Below are 17578 nucleotides of genomic sequence, written 5' to 3'. Positions count from 1 at the left end.
GCTTAAAGCCCGTCCGGCTCCAGCAGCAGCACCGCCTCGCCATTGCCCAGCACGCCCACGCCCCCCACCCCGGGCGTCGCGGCGAGGTCGGGGTGCAGCGGCTTCAGCAGCAAATCCGTCCGCCGCCCCAGCCGCGCCACGGCCAGCGAAAGCTTCCCGGCCGGCCGGCGCAACACCACCACCGCGCCTGGCCGCGCGGGCGGCAGGCGCAGCACGGTCTCCAGCGCCAGGGGGGCGGCATCGGCCGGGCATTCCTCGGGCCGCAGCACGGCCTCCACCCGCCCCGCCGGCAGCGCATAGGCATGCCCGCCCGCCTCCACCAGCAGCACGGGTTGGATGGCGGCATTGAGCGGCACGTCCAGCGTGAAGCGCGTGCCCTGGCCCCGCGTGCTTTCCACCCGCACCACGCCCCCCGCGCGCCGCGCCGCCTCCTGCACCACATCGAGGCCCACGCCGCGGCCGGAGGTCTCGCTCACCGCCTCGCGCGTCGAGAAGCCGGGCAGGAAGAGCAGCGCATGGATGTCGGCCGGCGCTAGGCGCTGGGCGGAGTCGGGCGAGACAAGGCCGCGTTCGACCGCGCGTGCCAGCACCAGCGCCTCGTCAATGCCGAGCCCATCATCGGAAAGGCTCACGCGCAGCCGGCCCGGCAGGCGTTCCGCGCTCAGCACGAGCTGGGCCGTGGCGGGCTTGCCGGCGGCCATGCGCTCGGCCGGCGGTTCCACGCCATGGTCGGCGGCATTGCGGATCAGGTGCAGCAGCGGGTCCGCCAGCGCATCGGCCAGCGCGCGGTCGAGCTGCACATCCTCGCCCTCCACCACCAGCGCGGCCTGCTTGCCCCCGGCTTCGGCGGCCGCGCGCAGGGCACGGGGCAGGCGGGCGGCCAGGGTCGCGAAGGGCACGACGCGGAGCGCCAGCACCGCCTCGTCCAGTTGGCCGAGGGTGAGCGCCACCCGGCCCGCCGCGCGCTCTGCGGCGCCCGTGGCGGCGCGCAGCCGCTCCAGCGGCCCCGCGATGCGCGCGGCGAAGGCCGGCGGCAGGCGGCCCTGCAAGGCGCCCAGCTCCGCCAGGGCCGAGCGCGCCTCGGGGGCCGCCAGCGCCTCGGTCAGGGCGAGCGAGGCCGCGCGCAGCTCCGTCTCCAGCGCGATGACGGCATCAATCCGGTCCTGCCGCACGCGCATGGTGGGGGCGGGGGGCGGGGCGTCGGCGGGGGCCAGATGGGCCAGCGCCACGCCCTCGGGGTCCGTCTCGGCGCGGAGCGCCGCCATCTCGCCGGCCGGCAGGGCGCTGGCCAGGAAGATGTCCATGGCCTCGGGCGGGCCGGCGCTGGCCAGCACCTCGCCGGCGCGCGCGAGGAAGGGGGCGGCCAGGGCCTCGGCGGCGGCGAGCGGCCCCAGGCGCAGCCGCCAGATGCGCTGCCCCGATGCCATGGCGGCGGCGGCGCGCGCATGGGAAGAGGGCGGCAGCACGGCGGCCAGCCCCGGTGTGAGCGGCGGCGGCGGCGGCGCCAGCGCGCCCTCGATCGGCCGCCCGGCCGCCAGCGCCGCCTCCAGCCCCGCCGGCCGGGGCAGGCCGCGCAGCGCCAAATCCTGCACCTGCCGACCGAGCGTCTCGGCGCCCTCCACCCCATAGGCGAGGGCCGCATCGGCATAGTCGCGCGCGGCCTCGGCCAGTCGGGCATCGGGGGCCGTCAGCAGCGGGTCGGGGTCGGGCGGGTCGGGCCAGGCGATGCTGGCGCCGGCGGGCATGCCGGTATTCTCCTCCAGCAGGCGCAGCGCCGTGCGCAGCCGCCCGAAACCGGCGGCGGAGCCGGGGGCGGCGCGCAGCAGCATGGCCAGGCGCGGCAGCTCCGCGCCCTCGGCGGCTTCGGCCAGGCCGGGCAGGGCCTCGCCCCGCGCCAGGGCCGGCACCTCCTCGGCGAGGCGCGCGGCGAGGCTGAGGCGCAAGGGCGAAGCATCCGTGGCCGGCGCTGAGGGTGCGGCGGCGGGCGCGGATTCGGGGCGCCCCTCGGCCAAGGCGGCCAGCCGCGTCAGCAGCTCCGGCGGCGGCGGCGCATCGGCTTGGCGTTCCAGCAGCGCCGTCCGCTGCGCCCGCAGCGCGTCCACCGCCGCCAGCAGCGCGTCACGCGCGGGCGCGTCCAGCGCCATGCGGCCGGCCCGGACCAGCCCCAGCACATCCTCCGCGCGATGCGCCAGCGCGCCCATGCCCTGCGCGCCGAGTGCGGCCGACATGCCCTTCAGGCTGTGCATGGCGCGGAACAGCACATCCACCGGCGCGCTACCGTCGAGGCCCTGTTCGAGCGTGTCCAGGTGCTCGGCCGTCTCGGCCGCGAATTCCTGCCAGAGCGGGTCGTCGGCTTCCATCAGCGCTCCAGTGCGGCCCGCGCCGCGCGCAGGATGGCCTCGCCCGATCGCGCGGCGAGGTCGGGCGAAAGCGCGCCCGAGGGCTTGGCCACCGCCGCCCGCGCCCCGCGCCGCAGCGCCTCCAGCGCCGCCGGGCTGCCCGGATGCGCGGCGGAGGAGACGACCACCACCTCGCCCGGCCCCGTCAACGCCCATTCGGCCAGGAAGCCCATGCCGTCCAGCACGGGCATCTCGAGGTCGAGCAGGGTCAGGTCCGGCCGCAGCCGGGCCAGTTCGGCGAGGCCCGCGCTTCCGTCCATCGCCTCGCCCACCACGGTGAAGAAGGGGTCGGTGGCCAGGATTTCGCGCAACAGGCGGCGGATGGTGGCGCTGTCATCCACGATCAGCACGCGGGCCGTGGTGTCGGCGGCTTGGGTGTCGCCGGAAGCGAGCGCGGCCAGCACGGGGGCGCCCTGGCGCAACGCCTCCAGCGCCTCCTCGCCCTCCAGCGCGGCCAGGGCCTCGCGCAGCGGCGCCATCTCCAGCGCCTCGGCCATGGCGAGAAGCTGCGCCACCTGCCGCCGGGCGGCCGTGAGGTCGGGGGCGGTGGCCAGGGCGGCGCAACCGGCGGCGAATTCCTCCTGGAAGGCGGCCAGAAGCTCGGGGTCGGTCATGCGGGCCACCAGCCGCGCAGCAGCGCGCCGAGATCAGCGGGCCGCAGCGCCTCCGCCCCCGCCACCCGGGCGGCGGCGGCGCGCGGCATGCCCGGAACCACGGCGCTCTCGGCCGATTGCACCAGCACGCGCCCGCCGATGGCCGCCAGCGCCTCCGCCCCCGCCGCGCCATCCTCGCCCATGCCGGTCAGCACCACGGCGGCGGCCGGCAGGCCCGAGGTGGCGGCGGAACGGAACAGCAGGTCGGCCGAGGGGTGCACCACGCCGCCGCCCGGTGCCAGGCGCAGCCGCAGCCCGTCGCCCGCGCGCAGCACCACGCCATCCTCGGGCAGCAGCAGCGCCTCGCCGCCGCGCAGCGCCTCCTCCGGCCCCGCCGCGCGCACCGGCCAGCCCGCCCGGCGGCCAAGCTGCGCGGCCAGTTCCGGCGCCAGGCCGCGCGGCATGTGCTGGGCGATGACCATGGGCACGGGCAGTGGGCCCGAGGCCGCCAGCAGCGCGGCCAGCGCCTCCGGCCCTCCGGTCGAGGCCGCGACGAGCACAAGTGGCGGCGGTGCCCCCAGCGCGGCCCGCCCCGGCGCGGCCCCGGGCCGCCCCACCATCGCCCGCGCCCGCGCCCAGTGCCGCAGCCGCTCGCGCAGCGCGCGGTCGAGATGGCCGAGGTCGAGCCCGCCCAGCCCCGTCTCCTTGCTGATGTAGTCGGCGGCGCCGGCGGCCAGTGCCTCCAGCGCGGCGGGGCTGTGGTCCTGCGTGTGCTGGCTGACCATGACCACGGCGGGCGGGGTGTCGAGCGCCATGATTCGCCGCGTGGCCTCGATGCCGGAGAGGACGGGCATCTCCACATCCATCGCCACCAGCTCGGGCCGCAGCCGGCGCACGGCTTCGACGCCGGCCTCGCCATCGGCGGCCTCGCCCACCACGCTGAGGTCGCCCTCCGCCTCGATGATGCGGCGCAGCGCCATGCGCATGAAGGCGCTGTCATCCACCACGACGACGCGGAGGGGGGCCGCGTTCATGCGGCCAGCGCCGTGGGGGAGAGCAGCATCAGGTTCTCGCCCTGCACCCGCGCGAGCCCCGCCACCAGGCCTTCGCCCGCGCCGAGGGGGGTGATGTCGGCGGCGGGGATGCGCCGCACCCCCTCGATGGCCGTGACCGCCACCAGGCATTCGCGCGCCAGGGCAAGGCGGATCATCGGCACGGCGGCACCGGGCGCGGCGGGGGCGGCACCCAGGCGCAGCCCGGCGTCGCGCACCGGCAGCAATTCGCCCCGGTGGGGCGCCACCACACCGCCGCCGCCGGGCAGGGATTGCGCGCGGACGGGGGCGAGCACGGCGTGCACCGCCTCGGCCGGCAGGGCGGCGCGCAGCCCGCCCGCGCGGAACAGCACCAGGTGGCGTTCGGCGATGGGGCGGCTCATGGCCTCCTCCAGCGCGGGGGGCGCCAGGGCCAGCGCCGCCTGGGCGGGGCGAGTCTCCAGCCATGTCTCGAAATGCCGCAGCGCCGGCACGGCGGGGCCGGCGGCGATGCGCCCGGCAGGCAGGCCGAGCCGCCGCCCCTTCCAGCGCAGCGCCAGCAGCCAGGCGGGGGCCTCCGCCACGCCGCCACCGCCCGCCACTTCCAGGCTGTCCAGCACCAGGATGGGCGCGCCGCCGGCCAGCGCCAGCCCGCGCACGCAGGCGGGCGCGCCGGGCAGGGGCATGAGCTCCGGCATGGGGTGGATGTGCTCGGCCAGCGCCGAGGGCAGGGCCAGCGCCACGCCGGAGAGGCTCAGGTGCAGCGCCTCCAGACCCGTGCCGCGCCGGCGGGGGGCGGGGGGTGGCGCGGCCTCGGCCAGGGGCGCGGCCTGCTCGGGGATGGCGCGCGGCGGGGCGGAGACGGGCTCGGCCGTGCCGCCGCCCAGCGCGCACCAGCCGCCGCCGGGCAGGGGCAGCAGGGGGGCGGGCTCAGCCATCCAGAAGGTTCTCGCCCAGATGCGCCATGCCGGGCGGGTGGCGGTCGGTGGGGCCGAGGCCCAGCACCCCGCCCGGCGCCAGCGCCGCGCGCAGCCGCGCCAGCAGCGCCTCCCGCGCCGGCTCCGTCAGGTAGATCAGCACGTTGCGGCAGAAGACCACGTCGAACTCGCCCGCCGCGCCGAGATCGAGGTGCAGGTTGGCGCGCCGGAAACGCGCCCGCGCGCGCAGGGCCGGCGCGGGCTGGCCGTTCGCGAAGTCGGGCAGCAGGGCAGGGGGCACCAGGGCCAGCGGGTCACCCAGGCCGGGTTCCAGCCGGCCCGATTGGGCGCGGGCCAAGGCGGGGCGGCAGAGGTCGAGGCCGAGCACCTCCACCGGCCAGTCGGGTGCCGCGGCGCGGGCCAGGGCGGCGAGGGTGAATGCCTCCTCGCCCGAGGCGCAGCCGGCCGAGAGCAGGCGCAGCGCCCGCCCCTCCGCCCGCGCGCGCGCGGCGATTCCGGGCAGCAACGCGCCAAGTGCGGCGCATTGCGCGGGGATGCGGAACAGCCGCGTCTCCTGCACCGTCACCGCATCGAGCAGCGCGGCCCAGGCCGGGTGGTCATGGTGTTCGGGGGCGGCGGCGCAGGCGGGCAGCAGCGCGGCGGCGGCCGCGAGCCGCCCCGCCAGCACGGGCGAGGGCGCGAGCCCCGCGATGCGCCCGACCGCCGCCATCACGCCCTCCGCCAGGTCGCCATCGGCCAGGCGGGCGGGCGCGGACATGGGCGGTCAGCCCGCCGCGGCGTCGGCCCGCGTGTCGTAGGCGGGGATGATCTTGTCGAAGCCGCTGATCTCGAAGACCTCGCGCACCGCGGGCTGCAGCCCGGCCACCGCGAAGCCATGGCCCGCCGCCTTGGCCTGCTTGGCCGCCTTGAGCAGCACGCGCAGCCCGGCCGAGGAGACGTAGCGCACCGCCGAGAGGTCCGCGATCACGGCCCCCTGGCCCAGCATCGCCAGCAGCTTCGCCTCGGCCGCCGCCGCCGTCGCGGTGTCGAGGCGGCCGTCGAGGATGGCCACCGCCTTTCCGCCTTCGCTGGTCTCGGTGATCTCCATGCGTGGTCGCTCCGTGTGATGCGGCGTTCCGCGAGGGCGGTGCCCAATGTCAGCCGCAGATTAATCCAAGAACCGCGCGGCGCGAAATCCGGCCCTTGATGGGAATGTTCAGTGGTCGCGGGGCAGCAGGCAGGTCAGGCGGTTGACGCCGCCCGCCCGTTCCCAGGCGGCGCCCCGCGTCATCTTCCGCAGCAGATGCAGGCCGAGCCCGCCCACCTCGCGCGAATCCACGCCCGCGCCGGTCGCGGCCTCGGGGGCGGCCAGCGGGTCGAATGCCGGGCCGTCATCCTCGAAGAGGATGGCCACGCCCGCCTCGGTGACCGTGGCGGTGAAGGCGAAGTAGCCCGCGCCCGTGCCGTGCATGACCACGTTCGCCGCCAGCTCCTCCGCGACGAGGGCGAGCCGCATGGCGAGCGCGGTGGGGATTTCGGCCTCCTCGGCGAAGGCTTCCACCTCGTCCAGCAGACGCGCCACCTCCTCCGTGCCGGGGGGCAGGCGCAGCGTCATGCGGGGCTGGTCCATGCGGGCGGGCCTCGTGTGGTTGGGGGGTGAGACTAGCCCCGCCGCCGCCCGCTGGGAAATCCTTGGCTTGACGCGGCGCGGGCTTCGGCGGCACCTCGGGCCAGGGAGGGCAAGCCCCTGATGTTTCTTTGCATTTTTATGACATGATGCCCAGGGCCGCTGCATAGCATGGACCTCACCGCCACCCTCCTGGGCGGGCTTGGCCTGTTCTTTTTGGGCGTGCGCGGCCTTTCGGGGCCGCTGGCCGCGCTGGCCGGGCCGCGCCTGCGGGCGGGGCTGGCCGGCGGCACGGGCTCGGCCGCGCTGCTGGGCCTGATGCTGGGCGGGCTGACGCAGAGCAGCAACGCCGTCACCTTCATCACCGCCTCCATGCGCGCCGCGGGTCTGCTGCCCCCGCACCGCGCCCTGCCGCTGCTGGCCTGGGCCAATGTCGGCACCGCGGGGCTGGTGCTGGTGGCCACCATGGATTTGCGCCTGGCCGCGCTGTGGGTGCTGTTCCTGGCCGGGGTGATGACCTTCCTGGACCGCGGGCCGGCGGCGGGCGGGCGTCGGGCGGGGGACGCGCAGGGGCGGCTGCGCCCGGCGCTGGCGGCACTGACCGGGCTGGGCCTGATGCTGCTGGGGCTTGGCCTGCTGCAGGCGGGTGCGGCCCCGCTGCGCGATGCGCCGGGGGTGCAGTGGCTGCTCGCCGCCACCGCGGGCATGGCCTGGCTGCTGGTGCCGCTGGGGGCGGGGCTGGTGCTGGTCACGCAATCCTCCTCCACCGTCTCCATCCTGCTGATCACGCTGCACGGGGCGGGGCTGGTCTCATTGGAGCAGGCGGCGCTGGGGATCTGCGGTGCGTCCTTCGGCTCGGGGCTGGCGGCCTGGCTGCTGGGGCGGGGGCTGCGCGGCTCGGCGCGGCAGGTGGTGTTGTTTCAACTTGTGTTGCGGACGTTGGGGGCCGCGATCTTCCTGGCGGCCCTGGCGCTGGAGATGGCCAGCGGCGCGCCCCTGGTCCTGGCCGCGACCGGCTGGCTGGCCGAGGGGGCCGCCACGCGGCTCGCCCTTCTCTTCCTGTGGCTGCAACTGGCCATGGCATTGCTGGCGCTCGTCCGGCCCGATGCCTGGGCGGGGCTGATGGCGCGCCTGGCCCCCGCCGACGCGCTGGAAGCCGCGGGCCAGCCCCGCTTCCTGCACGCCCAGGCGCTGGCCGACCCGCCCTCCGCCCTGCCGCTGGTGGCGGCCGAGCAGGCCCGGCTGCTGGCGCGGCTGCCCGGCACGCTGGGCCCCCTGCGCGGCGAGGCGGCGAACCCCGACGCCGCCGGCAGCCCCGCGCTGGAGGCGGCCATCGGCCATTTCCTGGCGGGGCTGCTGGCGCGCGAACTGGCGCCCGAGGACCTCACCGCCGCCGTCACCGCCCGCGCGCGGCTGGATGGGCTGGTCGCCCTGCGCGAGGCGGTGGAGGGCTTCGCGGAGGCGGGCGCGGAGCTGGCCCACCCGCGCGTGGCGCCCATGGCCGAGGCGCTGCACCTGCTGCTGGAGGAACTCTCCGCCCTCGCCCCCGGCGACGACCCCGCCTGGCTGGTGGAACTCGCCGCCGACCGGGGCGAGATGATGCAGCGCCTGCGCCGCGAGGCCGCCCAGGACGCGCCGGAGCCCATGTTCCGCCTGACCGGCCATTTCGAGCGCGCGGTGTGGTGGGTGCGGCGCCTTGCCTTGCTGGCGCGGGAGGCCGCTTGACAGCCTGGCGCGCGCGCGCCGACGCTTTCGCCACAATCACAACGGGGGGCGCGTCATGAATGACGGCATGCCGGCGCGCGCCGGCGAAGCGGAATTCGCCGAATACCTGGAGAATGTCCGCCGCCTGGTGGACGAGGTGCTGATCCCCGCCGAGCCCCGCCTGGAAGGCCAGGAAACCCTCCCCGAGGATTTGACGCAGCGCCTGCGCGAGATGGGCCTCTTCGGCATCTCCATCCCCACGCGCCATGGCGGGCTGGGCCTCAGCATGGAACAGCAGGTGCGCGTGATGCTGGAGGTGACGCGGGCCAGTTCCGTCTTCCGCGCGCGCTTCTCCACCACCATCGGCCTCGGCTCCCAGCCCATCCTCTACAATGGCAGCGAGGCGCAGCGCGCCGAATGGCTGCCCCGCATGGCGAGCGGCGAGGTCACCGCCGCCTTCTGCCTGACCGAACCCGAGGCCGGCAGCGATGCCGGCGGCGTGCGGACCACGGCCCGCCGTGAGGGCAGCGAGTATGTGCTGGACGGGGTGAAGCGCTACATCACCAATGCCCGCCAGGCCGATGTCTTCATCGTGATGGCGCGCACGGATCTGGAGACGCGCGACGCCTCCGGCATCTCGGCCTTCATCGTGCCCGCGGGCACGCCGGGCGTGAGCTGCGGCCCGGCGGACCGCAAGATGGGCCAGGATGGCAGCGCCACCTCCGAGGTCCTCTTCCAGGGCGTGCGCGTGCCGGCGGAGAACCTCATCGGCGGGCGCGAGGGCGGGGGCTTCAAGACCGCCATGCGCGGCATCAACCACGCGCGGCTGCACGTGGCCGTCACCTGCGCGGGCCAGGCCGAGCGGCTGATCCAGGAGACGCTGTTCCACGCCCGGAACCGCCGGCAGTTCGGCCAGGCCCTGGCCGAATTCCAGATGGTGCAGGGCCGCCTTGCCGACATGCGCGCCGAGACGCTCGCCGCGCGCAGCATGATCCTGGAGACGGCCCGCGCCTTCGACGCGGCGGGCGAGGCGCAGGGCCCCATCATCGCCGACATCGCCTGCTGCAAGCTCTTCGCCTCCGAGATGGTGGGGCGCGTCGCCGACCACGCCGTGCAGATCCATGGCGGCGCCGGCTACATGCGCGGCACGGCGGTGGAGCAATTGTTCCGCGATGTGCGGCTCTTCCGCATCTTCGAGGGCGCCTCGGACATCCAGCGCCTGCTGATCGCCCGCGACATGATCAAGGAGAGGAACGCAAGATGATGCGACGCCGCCATCTGCTCGCCGCGCCGGCTTTGCTGGCCGCGCCCGCGCTCGCGCAATCCTGGCCGCAGGGCCCGGTGCGGATCGTCTCGCCCTTCACGCCGGGCGGGGCGTCGGACCTCTCGGCCCGCTTCGTCGCCCAGGCGCTCGGCGCCGCCACGGGCGGCACCTTCCTGGTGGAGAACCGCACCGGCGCGGGCGGCAATCTCGGCATGGACCATGTGGCGCGCGGCCCGGCCGATGGCTCGGTCTTCGTGGTGGCCGCCGCCGCCGCGGCCATCAATCACAGCTACTACCGCAACATGCCCTTCGACCTGCTGCGGGACCTCGCACCCGTCACGGTCGTGATGATGGTGCCCAATGTGCTGTCGGTGCACCCAGGCTCGCCCGCGCGGGATGCGCGGGGCTTCGTGGACTGGGCGCGCGGGCAGTCGGGCGGCATCACCTATGGCTCGGCCGGCATCGGCACGGTGCCGCATCTGGCCATGGAGATGTTCTGCCGCCGCGCGGGCATCAGCGCGACCCATGTGCCCTTCCGGGGTTCCGCGCCGGCCGTGACGGAGCTGGTGGCGGGGCGGCTGCAGGCGGTGTTCGAGAACCTGCCGCCGCAATCGGGGCAGTTGCGGGCGGGCAGCATCCGGGGCCTCGGCATTTCCTCGACCGAGCCGCACCCGGACTTCGCCGACATCCGCCCCATCGGCGCGGCGCTGGGCTGGGAGGGTTTCGCGCCCGTGGCCTGGCAATCGCTGATGGCGCCGGCCGCCACCCCCGCGCCCATCATCGCGCGCGTGGCCGAGATCATCGCTGCCGCGCTGCGCCAGGAGGAACACGCGGCGCGGCTGCGCGCGGCCGGCGCCTTGCCCTCCGGCATGCCACCCGCCGAATTCCGCGACTTCCTGGCGCGCGAGGTCGCGACCTGGGGCGAGGCCGTGCGCGCCGCCAACATCAGGGCCGACGGATGACCCATTCCATTCAGACCCGCGCCTCGCGCCTGCTCGGCGTGCGCTATCCCATCGTGCAGGGGGGGCTGGCGCGCGTCGCCAAGGCGGAGCTGTGCGCGGCCGTCAGCGCGGCGGGGGGGCTGGGGCAGATCTCCACCGTGGGGCTGGCCGATGCCGAGGCGCTGCGCGCCGAAATCCGTCGCGCGCGGGCGCTCACCGACAAGCCCTTCGGCGTGAACTTCCCCCTCGGCCGGATGGACTTCACCGCCATGATGGAGGTGGCGCTGGAGGAGGGGGTGGCGGTCATCGCGCTCACCGCCGGCAACCCCGCGCCCTGGATCAAGCGCATTGATGGCCGCGCCAAGGTGCTGGTGCTGATCGCGGGGCCGGAACTGGCGAAGAAGGCCGAGGGCGCGGGCGCGGACCTCGTCGCCACCGTGGGCTATGAGGGCGGCGGGCATCTCGGCCGGGGCGACGAGACGACCATGGTGATGGTGCCGCGCGTGGTGCGCGCCGTGTCCATTCCCGTGCTGGCCTCGGGCGGCATCGCGGATGGGGCGGGGCTGCTGGCGGCGCTGGCGCTGGGGGCCGAGGGTGTCGAGATGGGCACCCGCTTCGTGGCCAGCGCCGAGGCCCACGCGCATGCGAACTACAAGCAGGCGCTGGTTTCGGCGGAGCCCATGGGCACCACCGTCATCAAGCGCTCGCTCGGCATGCCGGGGCGTGCTTTGCGCTCGGCCCACACCGAGGCCATCCTGGCCGCCGAGGCGGCGGGCGAGGACATCGTGCCCATGATCGCGGGCCCGCTGAACGCGCGCGGCGTGGACGATGGCGAGCTGGACCAGAGCTACCTCTGGGCCGGGCAATGCGTGGGGCTGATCGAGGGCGTGGAGCCCGCCGGCCTGATCGTGGAACGCATGGCGCGCGAGGCCGCGGAGGGCCTCGCGCGGATGAACCGGATGCTCGGCGCCTGATCGTCCCCGCCGTAGGCGGGGGCGTGAATCAGTCGCGTTGAAAAGTTAGCCGACCGGGTGAAGCGCCGGCTTGCCGGCCAGCACGGCGGCCAGATTGTCCAGCGAGCGGTGCCCCATGGCGTCGCGCACCTCGATGGTGGCGCTGCCCAGATGCGGCAGCAGCACCACGTTCTCCAGGCCGAAATAGCCCTCATGGACCACCGGCTCGCCGTCATACACGTCGAGGCCCGCGGCGCGGATGTGGCCGGACTTCAGGGCCGCCACCAGCGCCACATCGTCCACGCTGCCGCCGCGGCCGGAATTCACCACCAGGCTGCCGGGCTTCATCTGCGCCAGCCGCTCGGCGTTCAGCCATTTGCGCGTGGCATCCCCGCCCGGGACGTGCATGGAGATGACGTCAATGGTGGCGAGGAAGCCCGCGTCATTGTCGTGGAAGATGGCGCCCTGCTCCATCTCGGCCGGCAGGCGCTGCACATCGCGGTAATGGATTTCCATCTTGAGGCCGCGCGCCATGGCGGCGAGTTCCCGCCCGATGCGGCCCATGCCGAGGATGCCGAGCTTCTTGCCCTCCAGCGTGACACCCATCAGCTGCGTGGGCGCCCAGCCCTCCCATTTGCGGGCGCGCACCATGCGCTCGCCCTCGCCGGCGCGGCGGGCGGCCATGAGCATGAGGGTCAGCGCGGTTTCGGCCGTGGCGAAGGACAGCACCTCGGGCGTGTTCGTCACCGTGATGCCGCGCGCCTTCGCGGCGGGCACGTTGATATGGTCATAGCCTACGCTGAAGGTGGCGATGGCCTTCACACTGGCGGGGAGCGCCGCGATGGTCTCGGCATTCATCGGGTCGCCGGCCGCGCAGAGGATGCCGGCCGCACCGGCCTCGGCCGCACGGCGGGCGATCTCGGCGCCGTCGCGGAACCAGGGTTCGTCCTGCGGGTTGAGCCGCGCGTCGAACTCCGCGGCGGCGCGGGCCTCGATCGCCTGGGGCAGCTTGCGGGTCAGCAGCAGGACGGGCTTGGGCATGGTGAATTCCTGGTCAGTTCCGGTCTTGGCCCGCACCATAGCCGCTGGCCCCCGCCTTGCCAGAGGGGGCGCCATTGGGCAGGGTCCGGCACAGGTTCACGACAGGGGTTTTTCGCATGGATTTCGGGCTGGCAGGGCGTCGCGCGCTGGTGATGGGGGCCTCGAAAGGGCTGGGGCGGAGCATCGCGGAAGCGCTGGCGGCCGAGGGCGCCTCGCTCGTCATCACCGGCCGCGACCAGTCGAGCCTGGATGCCGCCTGCGCCGAACTCCGCGCCAAGGGCGCCAGCTTCGCCCAGGGCATCGTGGCCGATGTGGCGGACGCGGCGCAGATGGACGCGCTGGCCCAGGGGGCCACGGCCGCCATGGGCGGCGTGGACATCCTGGTGCAGAACCATGGCGGCCCGCCGCCCGGCCCGGCGCTGGAGGTCAGCGAGGAACTGCTGTCCACCTGGTTCCAGCGCATCGTCCTTTCGCCGGTTCGCCTCACCAACGCGCTGCTGCCCGGCATGCGCGAGCGCAAGTGGGGCCGCATCATCAATGTGGGCAGCACGGGCATGTTGCAGCCGCTTCCCAACATGGTGCTGAGCAACACGCTGCGCGCCTCGATCATGGGCTGGATGAAGACGCTCTCGGCCGAGGTGGCGCATGAGGGCATCACCTGCAACATCGTGGCCCCCGGCGCAATCCGCACCGACCGCAGCCTGGAAACCGCGGGCAGCCTGGCCGCGCGCCAGGGCAAGTCGGTGGACGACGTGATCGCGGAGCGTTCCAAGACCATCCCCGCCGGCCGCTACGGCCTGCCCGACGAATACGGCCCGCTGGTCGCTTTCCTGTGCAGCAACCAGGCCGCCTACATGACGGGCTGCGTGCTGCGCGTGGATGGCGGGATGGTGCGCGGGTGGTGAACACGTCTGTCAGACTTGCTGCCGATATCGGCGGCACCTTCACCGATGTCGCATTGGAAGCTCAGGACGCCGAAGGCGAGGCCACGCGCTGGACCGCCAAGGTCCTGACCACGCCGCACGCGCCCGAACTCGGCGTGCTGGAGGGCGTGCGCGTGGCGCTGGCCCGCGCCTCCCTCACCCCCGCCGACGTCACGCTCGTGATTCATGGCACCACGCTGGCCACCAATGCGCTGATCGAGCGCAAGGGGGCGAAGACGGCGCTGATCACCACCGAGGGCTTCCGCGACGTCCTGGCGCTGGGCAATGAGAGCCGCTACGACCAGTACGACCTCAACATCGAGCTGCCGCAGCCGCTGGTGCCGCGCCGCTGGCGCCTGCCGGTGGTGGAACGGCTGGACAACACCGGCAAGGTGCTGCGCCCGCTGGATGAGGCGAGCCTGCGCGCCCACATCCTCTTCCTGAAATCCGAGGGCATCGAGGCCATCGCGGTGGGCTTCCTGCACGGCTTCGTGAACCCCGCGCACGAACAGCGCGCGGCCGAAATCCTGCGCGCCGAACTGCCGGACGTGCCCGTCTCGCTGGCCAGCGAAGTCAGCCCCGAGATGCGCGAGTGGGAGCGGTTCAGCACCACCGTCGCCAACGCCTATGTGCAGCCCCTGATGGCCAGCTACCTCGGCCGGCTGGAGGCGGGGCTGCGCGAGATGGGTGTCGCGGCACCCCTGTTCCTGATGCTCTCGGGCGGCGGCCTGACCACGGTCGAGACCGCCGCGCGCTTCCCCATCCGCCTGGTGGAGAGCGGGCCCGCGGGCGGCGCCATCTTCTCGGCCTTCGTGGCGCGGCAGCGCGGATTGTCGAAGGTGCTGAGCTTCGACATGGGCGGCACCACCGCCAAGGTCTGCCTCATCGACGACTACGCGCCGCAGGCGAGCCGCACCTTCGAGGTGGCGCGCGTGGGCCGCTTCAAGCGCGGCTCCGGCCTGCCGCTGCGCATCCCCGTGATCGAGATGGTGGAGATCGGCGCGGGCGGCGGTTCGCTGGCCTCGCTCGACGCCATGGGTCGCATCCAGGTGGGGCCCGAAAGTGCCGGTGCCATGCCCGGCCCCGCCTGCTATGGCCGCGGCGGTACCAAGCCCGCGGTGACGGATGCGAACCTCACCCTCGGCCGCTATGACGCGGCGAGCTTCGCGGGCGGGTCGCTGGCGCTGAATGAAGCGGCGGCCGCCACCGCGCTGGACGCGCATGTGGGCGGCAAGCTGGGTCTGGAGCCCGGCATGGCGGCGCTGGGCGTGGTCGAGATGGTGGACGAGAACATGGCCAACGCCGCCCGCGTCCATGCCATCGAGAGCGCGAAGTCCTATGAGGGCCGCGCCATCATCGCCTTCGGCGGCGGCGGGCCCGTGCATGGGTATCGCGTGGCGGAGAAGATCGGCGTGAACCGGCTGCTGGTGCCCTCGGGCGCGGGCGTGGGTTCGGCCATCGGCTTCCTGCGCGCGCCCGTGGCCTATGAGGTGGTCAAAAGCCTCTACACCCGCTTCGCCCGCTTCGACCTGGACGGCGTGAACGCGCTGCTGGCGGCGATGAGCGCGGAGGCGTCGCAGGTCGTGGCCCAGGGCAGCTTCGGCGCGCCCACGACCGAAACGCGCATCGCCTATATGCGCTATGTGGGGCAGGGGCATGAGATCGCGGTGCCCATGCCCGTGCGGCCGCTGGTGCCCGCCGACATCGCCGACATCCGCGCGGCCTATGACGCCGAGTACACGCGCTTCTACGACCGGCCCGTTCCTGGTTCGGATGTGGAGGTGCTGAGCTTCGCCGTCACCGTCGCCACCGTGGTGGACCACGCCGACCCGGTGGCCGAGGTGATGGACGCCCCCGCGCCCGCGCCCATCCGCACCCAGCAGGTGCGCGACACCGCGACGGGCCAGGTGGCCGAGTGGGCCGTCTATGCGCGCGACGACATGGCACCTGGGGCGACCGTGCCCGGGCCCTGCATCGTGGTGGAGGATGAGACGTCCACGCTGGTGGGGCCGGGGTGGGCCTGCCGGATGGATGGCTTGGGATACCTGGAGCTGACCAAGGGAGACGCGGCATGAACGCCCTCGAAAAAATCCAGCGCCAGATCCAATGGAACCGCCTCATCGCGGTGGTCGAGGAACAGGCGCAGACCATGATCCGCACCGCCTTCAGCACCACGGTGCGCGAGGCGGGTGATCTTTCAGCCGGCATCTTCGACCTGGAAGGGCGCATGCTGGCCCAGGCCGTGACCGGCACGCCGGGCCATGTGAATTCCATGATGGAATCCGTGGGGCATTTCCTCGCGAAATTCCCCGCCGCCACCATGAAGCCCGGCGACCACTACATCACCAACGACCCCTGGCTCGGCACCGGGCACCTGCATGACCTGACGGTGGTGACACCCGCCTTCCGCAACGGCGCCATCGTGGGGCTCTTCGCCAACACCGCGCACATCATTGACATCGGCGGCCTCGGCATGGGGCCGGAGGGGCGTTCGGTCTTCGAGGAAGGCCTCTACATCCCCATCGTGAAGTGCTTCGACCAGGGCACGCCCAACGAGACCTTCTTCGACTTCATCCGCGTCGGCTCCCGCACGCCGGTGGAGCTGGAAGGCGACATCTACTCCCTCTGCGCCTGCAATGATGCGGGGGCGAAGCGCCTCGTCGAGATGATGGACGAGTACAAGATGGACAGCCTGGACGGGCTCGCCACCTTCATCTTCGACAGCAGCCTGGCCGCCACGCAGGAAGCGATCGCGGCCCTGCCGCGCGGCACCTTCCACGCCGAAATCCGCAGCGATGGCTATGAGGCGCCCGTCACGCTCAAGGCCGCCATGACGCTGCACGCGGACCGCATCGTGGTGGATTATGCCGGCACCTCGGGGCTCTCCACGCGCGGCATCAACGTGCCGCCCTCCTATTGCCGCGCCTATTCCTGCTTCGGGATCAAGTGCGTGGTAGCGCCCGAGATCCCCAACAACTGGGCCAGCCTCAAGCCCTTCGAGATGGTGATCCCGGAGGGCTGCATCCTCAACGCGCCGCGACCCTATCCGGTCAGTGTGCGGCACGTCATCGGCCAGCTCATCCCCGATCTGATGATGGGCTGCCTCAGCCATGCCGTGCCCGACCGCGTGAACGCCGAAGGTTCGTCGGCGCTATGGAACCCGCCCCTGCGCGGCGGCAGCCAGGTCAGCGGCCAGGCGGCCGAGACCGAGGATTTCGAGATCATCACCTTCAACTCCGGCGGCACCGGCGCGCGCCCCACGAAGGACGGGCTGGACGGCATCGCCTTCCCCTCCGGCGTGCGGACCATGCCGGTGGAGGCCACGGAGAACGTGGCCCCCGTCATCTTCTGGCGGAAGGAATTGCGGCCCGACAGCGCGGGTGCCGGCCGAACGCGCGGCGGCTTCGGGCAGGTCATGGAGATCGGCGCCAAGGGCGACGCCGAGTTCGCGGTTAACGCCATCTTCGACCGCGTGGCGAACGCGCCGAAGGGGCGCCTCGGCGGCGGGGAAGGGGCCAATGGCTGGGTCGGCCTCGACGACGCCAACGGCACCGTGCTCCGCACCAAGGGCTTCCAGGTGGTGCCCAAGGGCCGGCATCTGCTGCTGAAGCTGCCCGGCGGCGGCGGCATGGGCGATGCGAAGGCGCGCGACCCGGAACTGGTCGCGCGCGACGTGGCCGATGGGCTGGTCAGCCCGGCGGAGGCGAAGCGCCTTTACGGGTGGGGGGGCTGAGCCCCCCGCTCACCCCTTCGTCGGCCGGCGATAGGTGTTCCGCACCGTCTGCAGCAGCGCGTTGTTGTCCTCGCGGCTCACCACATAGATGAAGATGACCGCGAGCCGTCGGTCGCCGATGCAGCGGATGGCGATGCTGTCATCGCCGCGCCAGCCGAACACCGTCTGGCGGTCATTGGAGATGCTGCCGCGGAAGCCCGCCTGCCGCGTGGCCTCCACGCCGGTGTTGAGGCAGGCATCCTGCCCGTCGCTGATGGCTTCCCAGGCGGTGGTCACGGTCGCGGCCTGGACCGTGCCGATGCCGATGCCGGCGGCCAGCGCGAGGCCCAGCATCCAGTTGCGCGGCTTCATCATGGCTTCTCCCTCGATGTCCCGGGGCGAAGGGTGCCGCCCCCGGTCGCCAGTATGGCAGAAGGGGACGGGCTGAAAACGCTTGACCCCAGAAATTTCCT

General features: G+C 73.8%; 16 protein-coding genes. 7 read left to right on the top strand and 9 right to left on the bottom strand.

Features of this window, described 5'->3' with window-relative positions:
- Positions 1-2: 2 nt before the first annotated feature.
- From JTN19_RS05810 to JTN19_RS05780, 7 genes are all read right to left on the bottom strand, one after another.
- Positions 3-2360 carry a chemotaxis protein CheA gene (locus JTN19_RS05810; protein WP_206930971.1) on the bottom strand — a complete coding sequence of 786 codons (2358 nt, stop codon included), beginning with the start codon at positions 2358-2360 and terminating at the stop codon, positions 3-5.
- Positions 2360-3013: a response regulator gene (locus JTN19_RS05805; RefSeq protein ID WP_206930970.1), complete on the bottom strand. Its 654-nt coding sequence runs from the start codon at positions 3011-3013 to the stop codon at positions 2360-2362. The genes JTN19_RS05810 and JTN19_RS05805 overlap by 1 nt, the downstream gene beginning before the upstream one ends.
- Positions 3010-4026 carry a chemotaxis protein CheB gene (locus JTN19_RS05800; protein ID WP_206930969.1) on the bottom strand — a complete coding sequence of 339 codons (1017 nt, stop codon included), beginning with the start codon at positions 4024-4026 and terminating at the stop codon, positions 3010-3012. Before JTN19_RS05800 ends, JTN19_RS05805 begins: the two co-directional genes overlap by 4 nt.
- A complete protein-coding gene (locus JTN19_RS05795; RefSeq protein ID WP_206930968.1) occupies positions 4023-4961 on the bottom strand; it encodes a chemotaxis protein CheW in 939 nt (312 codons plus the stop codon). The genes JTN19_RS05800 and JTN19_RS05795 overlap by 4 nt, the downstream gene beginning before the upstream one ends.
- Complete coding sequence (locus JTN19_RS05790) at positions 4954-5718, bottom strand: CheR family methyltransferase (RefSeq protein WP_206930967.1); 765 nt, start codon at positions 5716-5718, stop codon at positions 4954-4956. Before JTN19_RS05790 ends, JTN19_RS05795 begins: the two co-directional genes overlap by 8 nt.
- 6 nt (positions 5719-5724) lie before the next feature.
- Positions 5725-6048, bottom strand: a complete 324-nt coding sequence (locus tag JTN19_RS05785; RefSeq protein ID WP_206930966.1) for an STAS domain-containing protein — start codon at positions 6046-6048, stop codon at positions 5725-5727.
- 108 nt (positions 6049-6156) lie between these two features.
- Positions 6157-6570 carry an ATP-binding protein gene (locus tag JTN19_RS05780; RefSeq protein WP_206930965.1) on the bottom strand — a complete coding sequence of 138 codons (414 nt, stop codon included), beginning with the start codon at positions 6568-6570 and terminating at the stop codon, positions 6157-6159.
- 168 nt (positions 6571-6738) lie between these two features.
- Here JTN19_RS05780 and JTN19_RS05775 point away from each other — a divergent pair, with 168 nt between their 5' ends.
- From JTN19_RS05775 to JTN19_RS05760, 4 genes are all read left to right on the top strand, one after another.
- Positions 6739-8292 carry a Na/Pi symporter gene (locus JTN19_RS05775; RefSeq protein WP_206930964.1) on the top strand — a complete coding sequence of 518 codons (1554 nt, stop codon included), beginning with the start codon at positions 6739-6741 and terminating at the stop codon, positions 8290-8292.
- Positions 8293-8359: 67 nt separating this feature from the next.
- Complete coding sequence (locus tag JTN19_RS05770; RefSeq protein ID WP_206930963.1) at positions 8360-9535, top strand: acyl-CoA dehydrogenase family protein; 1176 nt, start codon at positions 8360-8362, stop codon at positions 9533-9535.
- Complete coding sequence (locus tag JTN19_RS05765) at positions 9532-10497, top strand: Bug family tripartite tricarboxylate transporter substrate binding protein (protein ID WP_206930962.1); 966 nt, start codon at positions 9532-9534, stop codon at positions 10495-10497. Before JTN19_RS05770 ends, JTN19_RS05765 begins: the two co-directional genes overlap by 4 nt.
- Positions 10494-11450, top strand: coding sequence for an NAD(P)H-dependent flavin oxidoreductase (locus JTN19_RS05760; RefSeq protein WP_206930961.1), 957 nt, complete (start codon positions 10494-10496; stop codon positions 11448-11450). The genes JTN19_RS05765 and JTN19_RS05760 overlap by 4 nt, the downstream gene beginning before the upstream one ends.
- A 45-nt stretch (positions 11451-11495) precedes the next feature.
- On the opposite strand, the gene JTN19_RS05755 is transcribed toward JTN19_RS05760, so the two are convergent.
- Positions 11496-12470 (bottom strand): 2-hydroxyacid dehydrogenase, encoded by a 975-nt coding sequence (locus JTN19_RS05755; protein ID WP_206930960.1) that lies wholly within the window; start codon positions 12468-12470, stop codon positions 11496-11498.
- 116 nt (positions 12471-12586) lie between these two features.
- Between JTN19_RS05755 and JTN19_RS05750 the strand changes: the two genes are divergently transcribed.
- From JTN19_RS05750 to JTN19_RS05740, 3 genes are read left to right on the top strand one after another with little or no spacing between them, the layout of a single operon-like run.
- Positions 12587-13375: an SDR family oxidoreductase gene (locus tag JTN19_RS05750; RefSeq protein WP_206930959.1), complete on the top strand. Its 789-nt coding sequence runs from the start codon at positions 12587-12589 to the stop codon at positions 13373-13375.
- A complete protein-coding gene (locus JTN19_RS05745; RefSeq protein WP_206930958.1) occupies positions 13372-15468 on the top strand; it encodes a hydantoinase/oxoprolinase family protein in 2097 nt (698 codons plus the stop codon). Before JTN19_RS05750 ends, JTN19_RS05745 begins: the two co-directional genes overlap by 4 nt.
- Positions 15465-17126: a hydantoinase B/oxoprolinase family protein gene (locus JTN19_RS05740; protein WP_206930957.1), complete on the top strand. Its 1662-nt coding sequence runs from the start codon at positions 15465-15467 to the stop codon at positions 17124-17126. The genes JTN19_RS05745 and JTN19_RS05740 overlap by 4 nt, the downstream gene beginning before the upstream one ends.
- A gap of 9 nt (positions 17127-17135) precedes the next feature.
- On the opposite strand, the gene JTN19_RS05735 is transcribed toward JTN19_RS05740, so the two are convergent.
- Complete coding sequence (locus JTN19_RS05735) at positions 17136-17480, bottom strand: hypothetical protein (RefSeq protein WP_206930956.1); 345 nt, start codon at positions 17478-17480, stop codon at positions 17136-17138.
- Positions 17481-17578 lie beyond the last annotated feature (98 nt).

The organism is Roseococcus thiosulfatophilus (genome assembly GCF_017311575.1).
In the GTDB taxonomy this organism is placed as follows: Bacteria; Pseudomonadota; Alphaproteobacteria; order Acetobacterales; family Acetobacteraceae; genus Roseococcus; species Roseococcus thiosulfatophilus.
Note: the sequence above shows the minus strand (reverse complement) of the source record. Positions and strands in the feature narration are given on the sequence as shown.